Genomic DNA, 16,626 nt, shown 5'->3' with positions numbered 1-16,626 from the left:
GTTATGAGAATGGATAAGTTAACCAATCCCTTGCAAAACGCTCTGGCGGACGCGCAGTCCCTGGCGGTGGGCCGGGATCACAATCAGATTGACTCAGCGCATTTGCTGCAGGCGCTTATCAATCAGCAGGAGGGGTCTGCGAGACCTCTGTTGCAGCGCGCCGGCGCCAATATTGACGCCTTACAGCAGTCTTTGCGGGTCCTCATTGATGCCATGCCCGTGGTAAGTAACTCCGCGGGTGAGGTGCACGTGTCGCCGGATTTGAGCCGGGTGCTGAACCTGAGCGACAAGAAGGCGCAACAGGGGGGAGATAGCTTTATTTCCAGCGAGCTTGTGCTTGAGGCACTGCTTGAGGCCGGTGGCGCGGTGGCCAAGGTTTTAACAGATAGCGGCGTCAGCAAAGCAGGACTGCAGGCTGCCGTGCAAGCTGTGCGCGGTGGCAGTTCCGTAGACAGTGCGGATGCAGAAGAAACGCGGCAAGCACTGGAAAAATACACCATTGATCTCACTGAACGTGCGCGGGACGGCAAACTCGATCCCGTGATTGGGCGAGACGATGAGATTCGCCGAACGGTGCAGGTTCTGCAGCGTCGCACAAAAAACAATCCCGTACTTATCGGCGAGCCGGGGGTGGGTAAAACAGCGATCATTGAGGGACTCGCACAGCGGGTAATCAACGGCGAGGTTCCTGAAGGACTGCGTGACAAGCGCATATTGTCCCTGGATTTGGGCGCGTTATTGGCTGGAACAAAGTTTCGGGGTGAGTTTGAGGAACGGCTCAAGGCATTGCTCAACGAGCTCTCGAAAGAAGAAGGCCGGGTCATTCTTTTTATCGATGAAATTCACACCATGGTGGGTGCTGGTAAGGCAGAAGGATCCATGGACGCAGGGAACATGCTCAAACCCGCGCTGGCTCGTGGGGAGCTTCACTGTGTGGGCGCAACGACATTGAATGAGTATCGGCAATACGTCGAGAAGGATGCGGCCCTGGAGCGGCGTTTCCAGAAAGTGCTGGTAGATGAGCCCAGCGAGGAAGATACCATCGCGATTTTGCGAGGTCTTAAGGAGCGTTACGAGGTTCACCACGGGGTCGATATTACTGACGCGGCAATCATCGCCGCTGCACAGCTTTCGCAGCGATACATCACTGACCGTCAACTACCGGACAAGGCCATTGACCTGATTGATGAGGCTGCTAGCCGTATCCGCATGGAAATCGACTCCAAGCCTGAGCCCCTGGACCGTCTCGAGCGTCGACTGATCCAGCTAAAAATCGAGCGCGAAGCTGTTCGTAAAGACGAGGATGAGTCTGCAACCAAGCAGCTGGCGTTGCTCGACGAACAGATCGAAGCAATCGAAAAGGAGTTCGCGGATCTTGAAGAAGTTTGGAAGGCTGAAAAAGCGTCATTGCAGGGAGAAGCGTCAGTCAAGAGCGATATCGAGCAGCTAAAGCTTGATCTTGAAACTGCCCGTCGCGCGGGTGACCTTACCCGCATGTCGGAGCTGCAATACGGCAAGCTGCCCGAGCTGGAGAAGCAGCTGGCGCAGGCTCAGGCTGCAGAGGATGTAGAGAAAACACTGTTGCGTAACAAGGTGACTGATGAAGAGGTTGCCGAAGTGGTGTCTCGCTGGACAGGCATCCCCATTTCTAAAATGCTCGAAGGAGATCGGGAGAAGCTCCTGCGCATGGAAGATGCCCTTCACGATCGAGTGGTGGGGCAGGATGAAGCTGTTGTGGCTGTTGCGAATGCGGTTCGACGCTCTCGTGCTGGTCTTTCAGACCCCAATCGCCCGAATGGATCATTCCTGTTCCTGGGCCCTACGGGCGTCGGCAAAACAGAGCTCTGCAAAGCACTGGCGGATTTTCTCTTCGATAGCGAGCAGGCCATGGTTCGGATCGATATGTCCGAATTCATGGAAAAGCATTCCGTAGCGCGTTTGATCGGAGCGCCGCCGGGATATGTGGGTTACGAAGAGGGGGGTTATCTCACCGAGGCCGTGCGACGTCGTCCCTATTCCCTCTTATTGCTGGACGAGATTGAGAAGGCGCACCCCGATGTCTTCAATATTTTGTTGCAGGTGCTGGATGATGGCCGGCTGACTGATGGTCAGGGTCGCACCGTGGACTTTCGCAATACGGTGATTGTGATGACCTCCAATCTCGGATCTGATTTGATTCAGGAGCTTGCCGGTGAAGAGAACTACGATGCGATGAAGTCCGCCGTAATGGGTGTGGTTGGGCAGCACTTTAGACCTGAGTTTATCAATCGGGTTGACGAGAGCGTTGTGTTCCATCCGCTTTTGAGGGAGCAGATCCGTGGGATCGCTACGATTCAGCTTGCAGGACTGCGTCAGCGTCTAGCCGACCGCGAATTGTCGCTGGAGATCAGTGATGCCTTTATGGAGCAGCTGGTAGAGGTGGGTTTTGACCCAGCTTACGGCGCGCGACCCCTAAAGCGAGCCATTCAGCATCAGTTGGAGAATCCCCTCGCGCAGCGCTTGCTCGCGGGAGAATTCTCGCCCGGGGACACCATCTCGGTCGATACCGAGGATGCCAAGGTGGTGTTTAGCGCGCAGGCTGCCTGACCGTTCATCTGCGAAAAGCCCCGCTCATCGGTTTGGGCGGGGCTTTTGTTTTGGCCCTGGTTAATCTATCGCTGGAGATTTTTTTAGGGACGGCAGAATGCGTCAGAAGCAAAGCGTAACGGAACAACGATCGGGTGAATCGGGCGAATCGGAACTACGTCGTAAAATAATCTGCAGACATTCGGGTTTTACCCTTATCGAGCTGATGATCGTCGTGGCGATCGTGGCGATCCTTGTGACAATTGCGCTCCCCGCGTATCAAAATTCTGTGGTTCGAGCGAATCGCGGAGAGGCCCAGGCCTTCTTGATGGATGTGGCTCAGCTTCAGCAGCAGTTTCTCATGGACGCGCGACGTTACGCCGCGGATGTTGCGACGCTGGGCGAAACTGTTCCCGATCGCGTGCAAGGAAACTATACGATTACCTTTGCGACAAGCGCCGGGCCACCCCCAACTTTCACTATTACTGCAACCCCAGTCGCAGGCACTGGGCAGGTGGCGGACGGGATCCTCACAATTGATAACACGGGCCAAAAGCTACGCGGTAGCCCCGGCGTGGATTGGTGAGCGAGAAGTATGAAACGGCAGTCGCCAATGAATATAAACGCACAGCTTAAGTTGGCCAAAGGCTTTACGCTGGTGGAGCTGATGATCGTGATCGTGATAATTGCGATTTTGCTTACTGTAGCTGCTCCGTCCTTCCGTAATTTTGTTGCGCAACAGCGTTTACGCTCGGCGAGCATGGATTTGCGAATGGCCCTGACTATGGCGCGTTCCGAGGCCGTAAAACGAAACGCAAACGTGACGCTGGCGAGAATAGATGGGGACTGGTCTAACGGCTGGGTGGTACAGGACCCCGTCGATGCGACCGTTGCGCTACTGACCTATTCGCTTGCACAGGATGTTGTCGTAGCTGGACCAGGCGCAGATATCACTTTTCGCCCCACGGGACGCATCACGGCGGGCGCACAGACTGATTTTGATGTCTCCGTTCCGGGCGTGAGCGCCGCCGAGCCAAGTTGTGTTCAACTGTTTGTAACCGGCCGCAGCGAAAGCGAAAAAGGTTCCTGCTAATGATCAGAGTTGTCGGGTTCAAGCAGCGGGGAGTGGGATTGATCGAAGTGCTGATCACTCTACTGATACTGGCGGTGGGCTTGTTAGGTCTAGCGGGACTGCAGCTGGGCACGGTGAACGGGCAGTTTGACGCCTACCAAAGGGCGCAAGCGCTGCTTCTGGCCGAAGAAATGGCGGGCCGATTGCGGGCGAACGCGACAGTGGCAAGCACGGCGGGCAATCTTTACCTCGCTGCCCCCGGCGATGACCTCTACGGCGCGCGCGACGTAGAAGATTGCACCACTAAAGTTGATTTGGCGGAGCGCGATCTCTGCGAGTGGAACAACGCGCTGGTAGGCAGTAGCGTGCAACGTGTCGCAGACCCGGACAATCCTAACCTGGGGAGCATCATATCGGCGCGTGGTTGCATCGAGTCAATAGGCGCGGTCGGCGACGCATTTGTGACCATTCGCGTGACGGTGGCCTGGCAGGGTTTTGCCAGCACGCAAGCCCCCGCTATCGGCTGTGCTTCGGGTGAGTACGGTGATGAAACCTTACGCCGGACCGTGTCCGCAAATATCATTCTTGCTGACTTGAGTAATACCTTATGACTCTTACGTTCACCTTTGGCGGGCAACGTGGATACGGGCTCATCGAGCTCATGGTTGCCATTGCACTGGGTGCTTTGCTGATGTTGGCAGTCACCGAAGTTGCCACGCGTAACTCGTCAACCCGCAACGAGCTGGAGCGCACGGCGGCACAGATAGAGAATGGTGTGTACTCAGTGCGAGCCATCGAAGGCGAAATTAGCAACGCCGGTTTTTGGGGAGAGACGGGCGCACAGTTTGCCGATCCCAGCGCGGCCCCGCCGGTGCTGGTGGGCACTGCAGCGGATCCCGCAGATGCGATTGATGAGCTTGTCGAAGGAATGGGCTACCCGGTCCAAGGGGGTAGCGCACCGACTGGTAGTGATTTAACGCTTGTAACAGGCGTGGTTGTGAAAGCCGGTACCGATTACCTTGTTGTGCGAAGGGCGAGTTCCTGCGCGCAGGGCGATGCGGGTTGTGACGTGGCGGATGGCAGCGACATACACATGCAGGTGAATGCCTGTTTACCGGTATTGCCCGGGGAGCCTGCCACTGGTGACATTCAGATGAGCGCGACCATCGCCGACCTTGATTACTTCGCTATTGATTGTGGTGATGCAACCCCGGCGGTACTAGCGCCGATTTATCGTTATCTAAGCCGCGTTTTTTATATCGACGTAGATGACAATCTTATGGTTGCACAGCTTGAGGGTACCGGTGCGAATGCCTACGCCAATCCTCAACAGCTGGTTGATGGCGTAGAGTTTATGCAGCTCGAGTATGGGCTGGATAACGTGGCCGGCGACGGGCAGGTTGATGAATACCGGGACCCGGTCGGCGTCGAATGGGCCGATGTGGTGTCGGTGCGGCTGAGTGTTGTCGTGCGTAGTCCCACATCTACGCCCGGCTTTACCGATGATAGGACCTACACCGTTGGTGGGGTGACCTATCCGGTTCCCCCCGATTTTGCCGATCACAAGCGACAGGTATTCGCAAGGACTGTGCCTATCCGTAATATTTCTGAGCGTCGCCAACCATGACTTTACATCGCATAAGCAAGTCGCCTGTAGGCTGCCAGCGAGAGCGCGGTGTGGTGCTGGCCGTGGCGTTGATCATGCTCTTGGTGATCACATTGATCTCCGTAACATCGTCAAACCTAGCGCAGACCAATTTGAAGGTAGTCCAAAATCTGGAGAGTCGTGAGATGGCGCGCTTTGCAGCCAAGGCAGCCATTGAAGAGGCCATAAGTTCTCCACAATTTGTTACCTCGCCTGGCAATGTTTTTAAAGAGTCCTGTGGAGTAGCCAATACGCAGTGCTTCGACTTCAATGGTGACCTGACCAATGACGTCACGGTCGTAGTAGATCCGCCCGCCTGCGTAATTGTTGAGCAAATACGAAACGAAGACTTGGATGTGTTTAACAATCCAAATGATGCAGAGTGCTTTTTCCCGCCAGGCGAATACTCATTCTGCGCAAGATCAGTATGGCAGTTAAGCGCGGTCGCCACCGATAACGTGACCGGCGCTCAGATGACGGTGCGACAGGGAGTATCGCTGCTGACCACTCGGGCGCAGCTGCTTACCTCTTGCCCCGCGATAGCATTGGAGTAAAGACTATGAAAGCAACGAAGTGGTTAAAAAGCGTGTTGGCGGGCTTCGCCTTGCTGAGCGCTCCTAGCTTTGCTGAAGATATCGACCTGTTTGCCGGCGTGCCGGTTGATGGTACTGATGCACTGCCTACGGTGATTTTTGTCCTCGATAACACGTCTAACTGGACGGCGCAAAATCAGCGCTGGCCTGATGGCAACAATATGGGCGAGTCGGAGCTTCGGGCGATTAAGTTGGCGCTGTCCAATGTGATCAATAAAGTCAATGTAGGTTTGTTTACGTTCTCTAACGACGGTAGTGCCAACCTCAACGGAGGACAGGTTCGCTACGACGTTCGTACGTTAACCGATGATGTTTATACCGATTTTTCGAATGTTCTGGACAATATTGATCCCAACGCTCCCGCAGAGAAGCGCAACTCTAACACCGAGTTTGGCAACCTTCTTTACGATGTCTACAACTATCTTGGTGGCGACACACAGAGCTTCGGAGGCGACGGAACTCTGCTGGGTACTGCAGATGCGACCGGTTACTCGACTTACGACTCAGTCTTTGATTCCCCGCTGACCTCCGACAACGCCTGCGGTAATGTGTATGTCGTCTTTGTGGGCAATCCGAATTCCAGCGGTCCCGCAGACGACGACGCCACGAATTCCGCAGCGCTGACAGCCCTTTATGAAGAGGCGTCTGCAACGCCACCTGACGCGCTGGCTGATTCCGCTTCCGGTGTTCCTATTCCTCTCCCAGAAATCACGACTAGCGTAATCGATGGGGACATCACTATTTTAGGACTGTCTGCTTCTAAACACAGAGAGGGTGCGGTCGACCAGTGTACCCGCGTTGAGAACGGCTCTCGCGGTGCTTGCGAGGGGCAGACGAATTGTAGTTGTATCGCTGACACCGAACAGGCGTGCGAGAGTGGCAGCAATCCGGACTGCTCTTTTGAGGTCGGTATTGCCGGAGAATCATCCACCGTCATCACACCCACCGGAAATGAGGATACAGAGAGCGGGCGGGACTGGAATCTGGACGACTGGGCGAAGTTCTTGCTCAACTACGGTCCCAAATACACCGTGAATGTTGACGGCGTCGATATGGAGCAAAGAGTCTCTGTAGTGACTTATACAGTCGATGTGTTCAATGCGCAGCCAAATTCAGATCACACATCGCTGCTTGTGAGCACCGCTGACGCGGGAGGCGGAAGCTATTTCGCTGCTACCAATGAAGACGACATTATTAATGCTTTTGATTCGATTCTGTCAGACATCATTTCGGTGACCTCCAGCTTTGCGGCAGTGACCCTCCCCGTAAACGCGGGTGAGCGAACTCAAAGCGCGAATCAGGTGTATGTCGGCAGTTTTCGGCCCGCACTGGATAAGACGCCCCGCTGGTTTGGTAATCTTAAGCGCTATCAACTCGGCCTTTTTAACGGGGCGGTAGAGCTTGCTGATGTTGATTACCGTCTTGCGATCAATCCGCTAACGGGCGCGCCCGCGGAGTGTGCAACCAGCTGGTGGAGCACCGATAGCGGCAACTACTGGGAAGAACTCGGTTATGCGCCTGCGCCGCGGGGGTCCTGTCTCGCTGACGACGTATTGACCAGTGACTGGTCGGATGCCCCCGATGGCCCATTTACTTCCAAGGGCGGCGCCGCTCAGATGGTGCGTGGCAATGGGACCAGAACACTGTATACGGTGGGCACCGTTAGTGGCGTTGATACTCTCAGAGCCATGACTAGTGCCTCCGATGCAGCAGCCATGGGTGGGGCCGACATCTATAGTTACTTCCTGGGAACCTCGGCGGGAATCGATGAAACCCTGCCAGATACTGGCCTTCGTGCATCACTTCACGGTGGCGTAGTGCACTCCAGACCCCTCGTAGTCAATTACGGGAGCAGCATCAAGATCTTCTACGGTGCAAACGACGGACTCTTCAGAGCCACAGACTCAGTAACCGGACAGGAAGACTGGGCACTCATGGCCCCGGGGCACATGGATCGCGTGGAGCGCTTGCATGATAACGCACCGAAGATCCTGTATGGGGGCTTCCCGGGCGACGTCGGGGATGCCAATTATGAGCCTAAGGACTATTTCTTTGATGGGGCGTCCGGTCAGTATGTGACTTACGACGACGATGACGTGGTATCGGAAGCGCTCATATTCCCGTCTATGCGACGTGGTGGCAGGGAGATATACGCTCTGGATGTTTCTGATCCTGCGGCTGCACCGAGTCTGCTTTGGGTGCTTGGCTGCGCCGACGATACCACTAGCGCTTGCTCGTCGGCCGACTTTACCGACATTGGTGATACCTGGTCTACGCCACAGGCACTCATCATAGAAGGTTATGATGAGGCCCCGCCCGTTGATGACCTCGATGCTGCCGTGGACCCTATCCCGGTAGTCGTTTTTGGTGGCGGTTACGATGAGTGCCTGGATGTTGATGTGGCGGCTAACGGCTGTGACAGTTCGGCCAACGGGCGTTCGATTTACATTGTCAATGCACGAAGCGGGGCCGTCCTTAAAAAGTTTGCAGTGGATGCCCCCGTGGTAGCTGAGCCTGCACCGCTGGACTCCGACTTTGATGGCAAGGCTGATCTGGTTTACGTAGTGGACGCGGCGGGTGGGCTGTATCGAATAACGCTTGATGCCACGCCTGCCAACTCGACCATACTCAAGGTGGCCGCTCCAAGTGCAGGCGACGCTGATGAGAGGCGCTTTTTCAGTCGTCCAGAGCCATTTAAGGTGCCACAGACGAACTTTGTCGCGGTAGCCATTACCAGTGGAGACCGTGAGAAACCTTTGGTAGAGAATTACCCCTATGAAGACTCTGTGCAAAACAAGCTGTACATGTTCTTCGATCGCCCCAGTGGCTTTGGGGCTGCCACACTGCCGATCAATCTTGACTCTTTGCTCGCGTTGACGGGCTCGGCTCCTACGACAGAGCAGATTACTACCGCTAACGGTTGGCTGTTTTCTGTGCCTGACAGGGGGGAGCAGATTGTGAACCCGGCGGCGATAGGTGGCGGACGGGTATTCTTCAACAGCTATCAGCCTGGTGGGGAAGATCGCGGCTTATGCTCTCCGCCTCTGGGGATAGCAACGGCCTATGACATTCCGATCTTTTCTCCTGTGATTAGCGATGGCACCGAACTTCCCGGAGGTGGTATGCCAATTCCTCCGGTCATTGCGACGGTGTCTATTGATCCTCCCGGATACAATCCCGACTGTGTCCCTAGTGAAACAAACGTTTGCGAAGAGCCGGTGACGCGAACGGTGTGCATTGGCTGTACCGGCTTCGATGTTATCGAACTAGACCCCAGTGTTGACCAGACGCGTCAGCGGGTTTGGTGGATAGAAGATATGGATCGATAGAGCGCTGAATTGCCGTTTGTACCTTAAGGGGCGCCTGTAGGCGCCCCTTTTTTTGCACCAGATTAGTTAGCCGCAATGCTCGTCGATTAGCTGCTGGTTAGTGGCTTTCTGCTGGTCTCGCTCGGCATCTGTCATAAATCGCACTTCCCCATTTTCATCGTAGGTGCGCGATTGCGGAAAGGTTTCTAGCTTGAAAAGACGTTCTTTCGCCGCTTCGCACTTAGCCGCGCTGGACTCATTAGCTAAACTTTCCGGTTGCTGTTGCGAGGCCGAGGAACTGGGCGAGCCGTTTGCTGGCCTGGCGGGGTCATCCTTGGGGCGAAAAGCCCGATTGGCGGGAGCATCTTTGCGCGCACCGAAGGCGCCCTGCACATGTTCGTATTTGATGCTCTTGTCCTGAGGGGGGCGATCACTCATTACTTTTTTGCCGCGTTCATCAAGCCAGGTGTAATAGTCGTTAGCATGCGTGGGAGAGCTTAAGGACACTACTGTGAGCAGCGCTGTGGCGCACGCTAACGGTATCCATCGTTTACTTTTCATTACTTTGCATCTCCTTCGCCGCCATCGCGGCAGTGCACGCGAATGAGTGCGCTCGCACGTTCAACCTGTAGCTGTTTTTCTTCGTCGTTCAGATAGTAATACTCACCATCGGCACCTCGACTGCGGATCATCTCCGTCGTTTCGAGGGCGTGCAGGTTGTCTTTCGCGATCTGGCAGGTTCGCGGATCAGCAGCTTCACTGCTAGCCATATTACTGGCGGCCTCGACTCCTGTTACGGAAGGCGCAACACCCGGTTGCGGTCTTCGCTGACCGCTTGCAGTGACCTCCTCGAAGGGCTGTCCCGAGGGAGGAGGCCTGTCGCTAATGACCAACTTTCCGTTCGCGTCTAGCCAGCGGTAATAGGAAGTTGAGTCCGCGATTGAAAGCGGTGACAGGACTAGGACGCACAGCGTTATAGCTGCGGCGCTCAGCGAAAGAGCCGTACGCTTATGTCGACCCCATGACGACAAGCTGATCATGGACCACTCCGATTGGTTTTTCTGCACACTTTGAACATAACTGACAGTCAGGCAGTGTGCAACGCAGTGGCGGGGAATGACTGAGAATTTCTGCCATTGACTTTGCAGCTTTTCGCTCACAAACTCTCAGCGTCGAAACTATGGCAACAGTCACGCAGGGTACCCCCTGCCACTGGCTTATCATCGCGGTGCCATTATCTGCGCTGACCTTGGTTTCGTCCCGTCGGCAAAAATCCGTCTTATTTGTCAGATTTTTGCAGTCCACACTGCGTTACCGCGCAGGGCGACAGCGACACGGGGTTCCTTCGTGCTTGTTTTCCCTCTGTAGTAGCGGTTGACCTGTTGTGTCGACGGACGAGGCGTGCCTGATGTTTGGGTGCGCTTAGTCATGTTTGTTGCGGGCGAGGGTAAGCGTTGGCACGAGCGGGAGTCACAATTGTGAACGCAGAGTTAGAAGTAGCCGCAGATTTGGAGGAGGGCATTGAAATGCTCTCCGGCGGAGAAATGATTGCACGGGCGCTGGAAGATGAAGGCGTAGAGTTTATTTTTGGGTATCCGGGCGGTGCAGTACTGCACATCTACGATGCCCTGTTTAAGTCAGCGAGCGTGCCTCACGTGTTGGTTCGCCACGAGCAGGCGGCGACGCACGCGGCCGATGGTTATGCCCGAGCTACGGGTAAGCCCGGGGTTGTGCTCGTTACCTCAGGCCCTGGAGCAACCAATGCCGTCACCGGTATAGCTACGGCCTACATGGATTCTATTCCCATGGTGGTATTGTCCGGTCAGGTACAGAGTCACCTCATTGGCGAGGACGCATTCCAGGAAACCGATATGCTGGGGATCTCCCGGCCTATCGTAAAACACAGTTTTCAGGTGCGCCACGCGAGCCAGTTGCCCGGGGTTATCAAAAAGGCGTTTCATATCGCTGCCAGTGGCCGGCCCGGCCCCGTGGTCATTGATATACCCAAGGACATTACGCGCCCCGACGAGCGTTTCCCCTACGAATATCCCGAGAGTGTGAAGTTACGCTCCTACTCTCCTGCGGTGCGTGGGCATAGCGGACAGATTCGCAAAGCGGCTAAGCTGCTCCTGTCTGCCAAGCGTCCGATCATCTACTCTGGAGGCGGCGTCATTCTGGGAGAGGGCAGTGACCTTCTGACTGAGCTGGCGCAGCACTTGAACTTTCCTGTCACAAATACGCTGATGGGCCTGGGGGCTTATCCGGGGTCGGATCGTCAGTTTCTGGGCATGCTGGGCATGCACGGGCTCTACGAAGCAAATATGGCCATGCATCACTCCGATGTGATTTTGGCGGTAGGCGCGCGTTTTGATGACCGTGTGACCAATACCGTGGGTAAATTTTGCCCGGGTGCGAAAATTATTCACATCGATGTTGATCCCGCAGCGATTTCAAAAACGGTAATGGCCGACATTCCCATTGTTGGGCCTGTGCGGGCGGTTCTTACGGACTTAATGGAAGCCGTGCGCAGTGCGCAAAGCAGTGATGACGCAGCGATGGAGCCAACGTCCCTCGACCCCTGGTGGGCACAAATAGAAGAGTGGCGAGCAAGTCATGGCCTCTGGACAGGCCGACGCTTTGGCGAAAGCGACTACATCAAGCCTCAGGAGGTTATTCAAAGTCTGTATCGCATCACCGAAGGCGATGCGTTTGTGACCTCTGATGTGGGGCAGCACCAAATGTTCGCAGCGCAGTACTACCGCTTTAACAAGCCTCGCCGCTGGATCAATTCGGGCGGGCTGGGAACCATGGGGTTCGGTTTGCCATCTGCGATGGGCGTCAAACTGGCGTTCCCTGAGGAGGAGGTCGCTTGCGTCACCGGCGAGGGCAGTATTCAGATGAATATTCAGGAGCTGTCGACCTGTCTGCAATACAACACGCCGGTCAAGATTATCAATCTTCGCAATAACTATCTGGGCATGGTCAAGCAGTGGCAGGACATGCAGTACGAGGGGCGCTACGCCATGAGTACCTACGAAGATTCACTGCCGGACTTCATGAAGCTTACGGAGTCCTATGGCCATGTGGGTATTACCGTGCGCGATAAGGCTGAGCTGGACGAAAAGATGGCAGAAGCTTTTGCGCTCAAAGACCGGCTCGTATTTCTTGATGTGTTTGTGGACCCCATGGAGCATGTGTACCCCATGCACGTGGCTCCCAACGGCTCCATGAAAGACATGTGGCTTAGCAAGAATGAGAGGAGCTGACATGCGACGCATTATTTCAATATTGATGGAGAACGAGCCGGGTGCACTATCTCGAGTTGTGGGGCTGTTCTCGCAACGGGGCTACAACATTGAGACGCTCAACGTGGCCGCGACCGAGGACGCGACCTTGTCGCGGCTCACCCTGACGACTTTTGGTGATGATAGGCACATCGAGCAGATCACCAAACACCTCAATCGTCTGGTGGACGTAGTTAAATTGGTTGATCTCACGGAAGGGGCGCACGTCGAGCGAGATCTGATGCTCATTAAAGTGCGCGCAGACTCTACCCAACGGGAAGAGATCAAGCGCACCACAGATATTTTTCGTGGGCAAATCGTGGATGTCGGCCCCAGGGTCTACACCATCCAGCTGGCGGGAACTACGGACAAGCTGGATTCCTTCGTCTCCGCGATACCTGAGGCAGATATTCTGGAAGTCGTACGCTCGGGTGTTGCGGGGATTTCTAGAGGGGAGAAAGTGCTGCGGCCCTAGGGCCGCAGAAGTTTCAGTCGATAGCTACTTACAGAATGCTCTTCATGGCGGTCATGTGACCGCGGAGCAGGGTTCCCACAGTCTCTACCGGATGTGAGCGAATGGCTTCGTTGACACGAATGAGCTCCTGGTTGTCGACGGTATTGTCGTCACCCAGGCCTCCACCAATCACATCCGTTTCCATATCTTTCATGAAGTCTGCGAGCAGCGGTCGGCAGGCATGATCAAAGAGATAGCAGCCGTACTCTGCGGTATCTGAGATCACCACGTTCATTTCATAGAGCTTCTTACGGGCAATGGTGTTTGCGATGAGCGGCGTCTCATGCAGGGACTCGTAGTAGGCAGACTCATCAATGATTCCTGCGGCCACCATGGTTTCAAATGCCAGTTCTACACCGGCCTTAACCATTGCCACCATAAGAATGCCGTGATCGTAGTATTCCTGCTCTGTGATTTCCTGAGCGCAGTTCTCGGATTTTTCAAACGCGGTCTCTGCAGTTGCTGAGCGCCAGCTCAACAGATTGACGTCATCGTTCGCCCAGTCTTCCATCATGGTGCGTGAAAACTCGCCCGTCATGATGTCGTCCTGATGCTTCTCGTACAAAGAGCGCATGATGTTTTTCAGCTCTTCTGCCAGGTAAAAAGCACGCAGCTTTGCGGGATTGCTCAAACGGTCCATCATATTCGTGATGCCGCCGTGTTTGAGGCCTTCGGTGATCGTTTCCCATCCATACTGGATGAGTTTGGAGGCGTAGCTGGCATCGATGCCTTTCTCGACCATCTTGTCGAAACACAGAATCGACCCGGTCTGTAGCATGCCGCAGAGGATCGTCTGTTCGCCCATGAGGTCTGACTTTACCTCGGCGATGAATGAGCTTTGGAGTACACCGGCACGATGGCCGCCGGTTCCCACGGCGTAGGCTTTGGCGATCTCCATGCCGTCGCCATGAGGGTCATTCTCTGTGTGTACGGCGATCAGCGTTGGTACGCCAAAGCCGCGCTTGTACTCTTCGCGCACTTCGGTGCCCGGACACTTGGGGGCTACCATGATTACCGTGAGGTCATCTCGGATTTGCATGCCCTCTTCTACAATGTTGAAACCGTGGGAGTAAGAGAGGCAAGCGCCGTGCTTCATCAGAGGCATGACGGCGGTAACCACTGCACTGTGCTGCTTGTCAGGGGTAAGGTTCAGTACCACGTCGGCGGTAGGCACCAGTTCCTCATAGGTGCCCACAGTAAATCCATTGTCCGTAGCGTTGCGCCAGGAGGCGCGCTGCTCTGTGATCGCAGACTCACGCAGCGCATAGCTTACGTCGAGGCCGCTGTCGCGAAGGTTTAGACCCTGATTGAGGCCCTGGGCGCCACAGCCGACAATAACGAGTTTCTTTCCTCGGAGTTTCTCTACGCCATCTGCAAACTCGCTGGCGTCCATGAATCGACATTGACCTAACTGCTGGAGCTGCAGGCGTAAAGGAAGGGTGTTGAAGTAATTCTGGCCCATGATTGTGTTCCTTGTTGATAGAAAGCGCGCAATTCTAAGGGAATGCATTAGTTGCGTAAAACGCTATATAAAGAAAACTGTTTTGCGTAAAATGCAAAACATGGACTTAAAGTCACTGCACATATTCTTATCGGTCTGCAGCAATCTGAGTTTTACGCAAACGGCGGCCGAGCAGCATCTCAGCGTGTCTGCCGTGAGTCGCAGCGTACTGCGCCTTGAGGAGGAGCTCGGGGAGCGCTTGTTTGACCGCGATCGCCGGGGGATGACCGCGACGGATGCCGCACGTCGACTCCAGGTTGTGGCAGAGCGAATGTTGTCAGACTGGCGATCTTTGCAGCAGACCCTGGGCAGTGACGGCAGCCTCCAGGGCGAGCTTCGACTATTTTGCTCCGTTACCGCAACTCACAGGCTGTTATCGCCGTTGTTAGCGGCGCATCGCGAGGCGTATCCCCAGGTGCATATTTTGCTGCAGACCGGTGATCAGGCTGACGGGGTTGAGAGGGTCCGCCGCGGTAACTCTGACGTGGCGGTGATTGCTCGCCCTGAGAGTCTCGGCGCCAGTTTTGCTTTCAGTCCGCTTGCGAGTACACCCCTTTGTCTGTGTTTGCCCAGCGTGGATTGTGATTTGCGCGATGCTCTGCAGGAGCTTTCCGGGCAAGCATTATGGACTGCGCTAGAGGAGGCGCCGTGGGTGTTACCCGAGCGAGGGGTCAGTAAAGACCTGATTGACCGTTTGCTGAACAGACGTTTTGTGCGATCGCCTTCTATATATGCTCGGGTTGCGGGTCACGAAGCGATTGTGGCGATGGTCTCTCTAGGGTTGGGCGTAGCAATCCTTCCGCGATTGGTGGTGGAGGCGAGTGGCCTTGGGGAAAACTTACGCGTGATCGTTCTTGAAGAGGATTTACCCAGGTTCGAGATCGGTTTGTGCACCAGACGGCCGAGACTGGTGGATCCCGTTATTCATGGCCTCTGGCAGGTGGCGCGAGAGCTGTAGTGCTGATCTGGTAGACTTGCCGGCTAACAACAGGATTGGGCCCATGGCTGACCAAGATCCAAGAGACGTGGTATCCGACATCGACACAGGCGTTGAAAGCTTGAATGTGGTTGATGGGGTGAAGAGTGCCAATTCGGCGGACGACGGCGAAGGATCGGGTGCTGTTGGCGCAGCCAGCTCGCTCACCGATAGTCTCGGCGAGGCTGCGAGCTCTATAGAGAGCTTGATTGAGGATCACGAAGAAGAAGTCTCTGAAAACGGCCAGACGGTTAAGCGTCGTGGTGTTTATCTGCTGCCAAATCTATTTACCACCGGGGCGCTGTTCTGTGGTTTCTACGCCGTGGTGGCAGGGATGCGCGGCGATTACGAAACAGCGCCCATCGCCATTTTGTTTGCTCTCGTGTTTGACGGCCTTGATGGACGGGTTGCGCGTCTGACCAATACCGCCAGTAAGTTTGGCGCTGAATACGATAGCCTGGCGGATATGGTGTCCTTTGGCGTTGCCCCTGCTTTGGTGATGTTCAGTTGGGCCCTCGGTGATCTTGGTAAAGCAGGTTGGAGCGCTGCCTTTGTGTATGTCGCCTGCGCCGCTTTGCGATTAGCGCGCTTCAATACCCAGGTGGGTGTTGGCGATCCGAATTTCTTTATGGGACTCGCTAGTCCTGCAGCAGCGTGCATCATGGCCTGTACTGTGTGGGTGTGTCAGGATCAGGGTTGGGTCGGAGCAGCACTGCCGGTCGAGATCGCGGTTGTTGTGGCGGCTCTCACAGCCATCGTGGCTATGCTTATGGTGGTGAATGTTCCTTACCACAGTTTTAAAGGTTTCGATTTGCACGGAAGAGTGCCTTTTGTTGCCATTCTTGCCGTTGTTCTCGTGTTTGGGTTGGTCACTGTAGACCCTCCAAAAATCCTCTTGCTGGCATCCCTTGCCTATGCGCTTTCTGGCCCTGTGGAGCAGCTTCGGCGCTGGCGAAACTAGCCCGTTTTTTTAGCCCGCTCTGGGCTTAAAAACTTTTTTGATAAAAAGACTTGTGCACTATTGGCGCATGCGTATAATGCGCGCCTCGCCCAGCCCGAGGGTTGGCCGGCAAGCATCAAATCCGAGCGATTTGATGGGTATTTAACAAGAAGATGAAGACAGAAGTGTGGGCACTTGTTGGGATAGTTGTTTAACGACTATTCAGAC

The 16,626-nt window shown here is 55.2% G+C and carries 14 protein-coding genes and 1 pseudogene; 11 read left to right on the top strand and 4 right to left on the bottom strand.

What is annotated here, in order from left to right; all coding sequences use genetic code 11:
• Nucleotides 1–3 precede the first annotated feature (3 nt).
• The 7 genes from clpB to ACTG39_RS08985 all read left to right on the top strand — a co-directional run bounded on the left by clpB (nucleotide 4) and on the right by ACTG39_RS08985 (nucleotide 9,204).
• Nucleotides 4–2,586 carry an ATP-dependent chaperone ClpB gene (gene clpB / locus ACTG39_RS09015; protein ID WP_439107210.1) on the top strand — a complete coding sequence of 861 codons (2,583 nt, stop codon included), beginning with the start codon at nucleotides 4–6 and terminating at the stop codon, nucleotides 2,584–2,586.
• Nucleotides 2,587–2,683: 97 nt separating this feature from the next.
• Complete coding sequence (locus ACTG39_RS09010) at nucleotides 2,684–3,151, top strand: type IV pilin protein (protein WP_439107209.1); 468 nt, start codon at nucleotides 2,684–2,686, stop codon at nucleotides 3,149–3,151.
• Between the two features lie 27 nt (nucleotides 3,152–3,178).
• On the top strand, nucleotides 3,179–3,658 hold the full coding sequence (locus tag ACTG39_RS09005; protein WP_439107208.1) for a GspH/FimT family pseudopilin: 480 nt from the start codon (nucleotides 3,179–3,181) through the stop codon (nucleotides 3,656–3,658).
• A complete protein-coding gene (pilV, locus tag ACTG39_RS09000; protein ID WP_439107207.1) occupies nucleotides 3,658–4,248 on the top strand; it encodes a type IV pilus modification protein PilV in 591 nt (196 codons plus the stop codon). Before ACTG39_RS09005 ends, pilV begins: the two co-directional genes overlap by 1 nt.
• Nucleotides 4,245–5,264 carry a PilW family protein gene (locus ACTG39_RS08995; protein WP_439107206.1) on the top strand — a complete coding sequence of 340 codons (1,020 nt, stop codon included), beginning with the start codon at nucleotides 4,245–4,247 and terminating at the stop codon, nucleotides 5,262–5,264. Before pilV ends, ACTG39_RS08995 begins: the two co-directional genes overlap by 4 nt.
• Nucleotides 5,261–5,836, top strand: a complete 576-nt coding sequence (locus tag ACTG39_RS08990; RefSeq protein WP_439107205.1) for a pilus assembly PilX family protein — start codon at nucleotides 5,261–5,263, stop codon at nucleotides 5,834–5,836. The genes ACTG39_RS08995 and ACTG39_RS08990 overlap by 4 nt, the downstream gene beginning before the upstream one ends.
• A 5-nt stretch (nucleotides 5,837–5,841) precedes the next feature.
• Nucleotides 5,842–9,204, top strand: a complete 3,363-nt coding sequence (locus tag ACTG39_RS08985) for a pilus assembly protein (protein WP_439107204.1) — start codon at nucleotides 5,842–5,844, stop codon at nucleotides 9,202–9,204.
• A 66-nt stretch (nucleotides 9,205–9,270) separates the two neighbouring features.
• On the opposite strand, the gene ACTG39_RS08980 is transcribed toward ACTG39_RS08985, so the two are convergent.
• From ACTG39_RS08980 to ACTG39_RS08970, 3 genes and pseudogenes are all read right to left on the bottom strand, one after another.
• Nucleotides 9,271–9,744: a hypothetical protein gene (locus ACTG39_RS08980; RefSeq protein ID WP_439107203.1), complete on the bottom strand. Its 474-nt coding sequence runs from the start codon at nucleotides 9,742–9,744 to the stop codon at nucleotides 9,271–9,273.
• A complete protein-coding gene (locus ACTG39_RS08975; RefSeq protein WP_439107251.1) occupies nucleotides 9,744–9,953 on the bottom strand; it encodes a hypothetical protein in 210 nt (69 codons plus the stop codon). The genes ACTG39_RS08980 and ACTG39_RS08975 overlap by 1 nt, the downstream gene beginning before the upstream one ends.
• Nucleotides 9,954–10,019: 66 nt before the next feature.
• Nucleotides 10,020–10,223 (bottom strand): annotated as a pseudogene (locus tag ACTG39_RS08970) (DUF4124 domain-containing protein); the annotation flags it as partial.
• A gap of 480 nt (nucleotides 10,224–10,703) precedes the next feature.
• Here ACTG39_RS08970 and ACTG39_RS08965 point away from each other — a divergent pair.
• Together ACTG39_RS08965 and ilvN are read left to right on the top strand one after the other, a co-directional pair.
• Nucleotides 10,704–12,449 (top strand): acetolactate synthase 3 large subunit, encoded by a 1,746-nt coding sequence (locus ACTG39_RS08965; RefSeq protein WP_439107247.1) that lies wholly within the window; start codon nucleotides 10,704–10,706, stop codon nucleotides 12,447–12,449.
• A 1-nt stretch (nucleotide 12,450) separates the two neighbouring features.
• On the top strand, nucleotides 12,451–12,942 hold the full coding sequence (gene ilvN, locus ACTG39_RS08960; protein WP_439100680.1) for an acetolactate synthase small subunit: 492 nt from the start codon (nucleotides 12,451–12,453) through the stop codon (nucleotides 12,940–12,942).
• A 28-nt stretch (nucleotides 12,943–12,970) separates the two neighbouring features.
• Here the strand turns inward: ilvN and ilvC are convergent, their stop codons facing one another.
• On the bottom strand, nucleotides 12,971–14,443 hold the full coding sequence (gene ilvC / locus ACTG39_RS08955; RefSeq protein WP_439107202.1) for a ketol-acid reductoisomerase: 1,473 nt from the start codon (nucleotides 14,441–14,443) through the stop codon (nucleotides 12,971–12,973).
• Nucleotides 14,444–14,534: 91 nt separating this feature from the next.
• Between ilvC and ilvY the strand changes: the two genes are divergently transcribed.
• Together ilvY and pssA are read left to right on the top strand one after the other, a co-directional pair.
• Nucleotides 14,535–15,440 carry an HTH-type transcriptional activator IlvY gene (ilvY, locus tag ACTG39_RS08950; RefSeq protein WP_439107246.1) on the top strand — a complete coding sequence of 302 codons (906 nt, stop codon included), beginning with the start codon at nucleotides 14,535–14,537 and terminating at the stop codon, nucleotides 15,438–15,440.
• Nucleotides 15,441–15,483: 43 nt separating this feature from the next.
• Nucleotides 15,484–16,419: a CDP-diacylglycerol--serine O-phosphatidyltransferase gene (pssA, locus tag ACTG39_RS08945; RefSeq protein ID WP_439107201.1), complete on the top strand. Its 936-nt coding sequence runs from the start codon at nucleotides 15,484–15,486 to the stop codon at nucleotides 16,417–16,419.
• Nucleotides 16,420–16,626: the final 207 nt, after the last annotated feature.

This window comes from Congregibacter sp. (assembly GCF_965662665.1).
Taxonomy (GTDB): domain Bacteria; phylum Pseudomonadota; class Gammaproteobacteria; order Pseudomonadales; family Halieaceae; genus Congregibacter.
This window is presented reverse-complemented; position numbering and strand designations above follow the sequence as displayed.

What these genes read in the sequence shown, in the direction of transcription:
- clpB (WP_439107210.1), top strand. Translation starts at nt 4, where the DNA reads ATGAGAATGGATAAGTTAACCAATCCCTTGCAAAACGCTCTGGCGGAC.
- ACTG39_RS09010 (WP_439107209.1), top strand. Translation starts at nt 2,684, where the DNA reads ATGCGTCAGAAGCAAAGCGTAACGGAACAACGATCGGGTGAATCGGGC.
- ACTG39_RS09005 (WP_439107208.1), top strand. Translation starts at nt 3,179, where the DNA reads ATGAATATAAACGCACAGCTTAAGTTGGCCAAAGGCTTTACGCTGGTG.
- pilV (WP_439107207.1), top strand. Translation starts at nt 3,658, where the DNA reads ATGATCAGAGTTGTCGGGTTCAAGCAGCGGGGAGTGGGATTGATCGAA.
- ACTG39_RS08995 (WP_439107206.1), top strand. Translation starts at nt 4,245, where the DNA reads ATGACTCTTACGTTCACCTTTGGCGGGCAACGTGGATACGGGCTCATC.
- ACTG39_RS08990 (WP_439107205.1), top strand. Translation starts at nt 5,261, where the DNA reads ATGACTTTACATCGCATAAGCAAGTCGCCTGTAGGCTGCCAGCGAGAG.
- ACTG39_RS08985 (WP_439107204.1), top strand. Translation starts at nt 5,842, where the DNA reads ATGAAAGCAACGAAGTGGTTAAAAAGCGTGTTGGCGGGCTTCGCCTTG.
- ACTG39_RS08980 (WP_439107203.1), bottom strand. Translation starts at nt 9,744, where the DNA reads ATGAAAAGTAAACGATGGATACCGTTAGCGTGCGCCACAGCGCTGCTC.
- ACTG39_RS08975 (WP_439107251.1), bottom strand. Translation starts at nt 9,953, where the DNA reads ATGGCTAGCAGTGAAGCTGCTGATCCGCGAACCTGCCAGATCGCGAAA.
- ilvN (WP_439100680.1), top strand. Translation starts at nt 12,451, where the DNA reads ATGCGACGCATTATTTCAATATTGATGGAGAACGAGCCGGGTGCACTA.
- ilvC (WP_439107202.1), bottom strand. Translation starts at nt 14,443, where the DNA reads ATGGGCCAGAATTACTTCAACACCCTTCCTTTACGCCTGCAGCTCCAG.
- ilvY (WP_439107246.1), top strand. Translation starts at nt 14,535, where the DNA reads ATGCAAAACATGGACTTAAAGTCACTGCACATATTCTTATCGGTCTGC.
- pssA (WP_439107201.1), top strand. Translation starts at nt 15,484, where the DNA reads ATGGCTGACCAAGATCCAAGAGACGTGGTATCCGACATCGACACAGGC.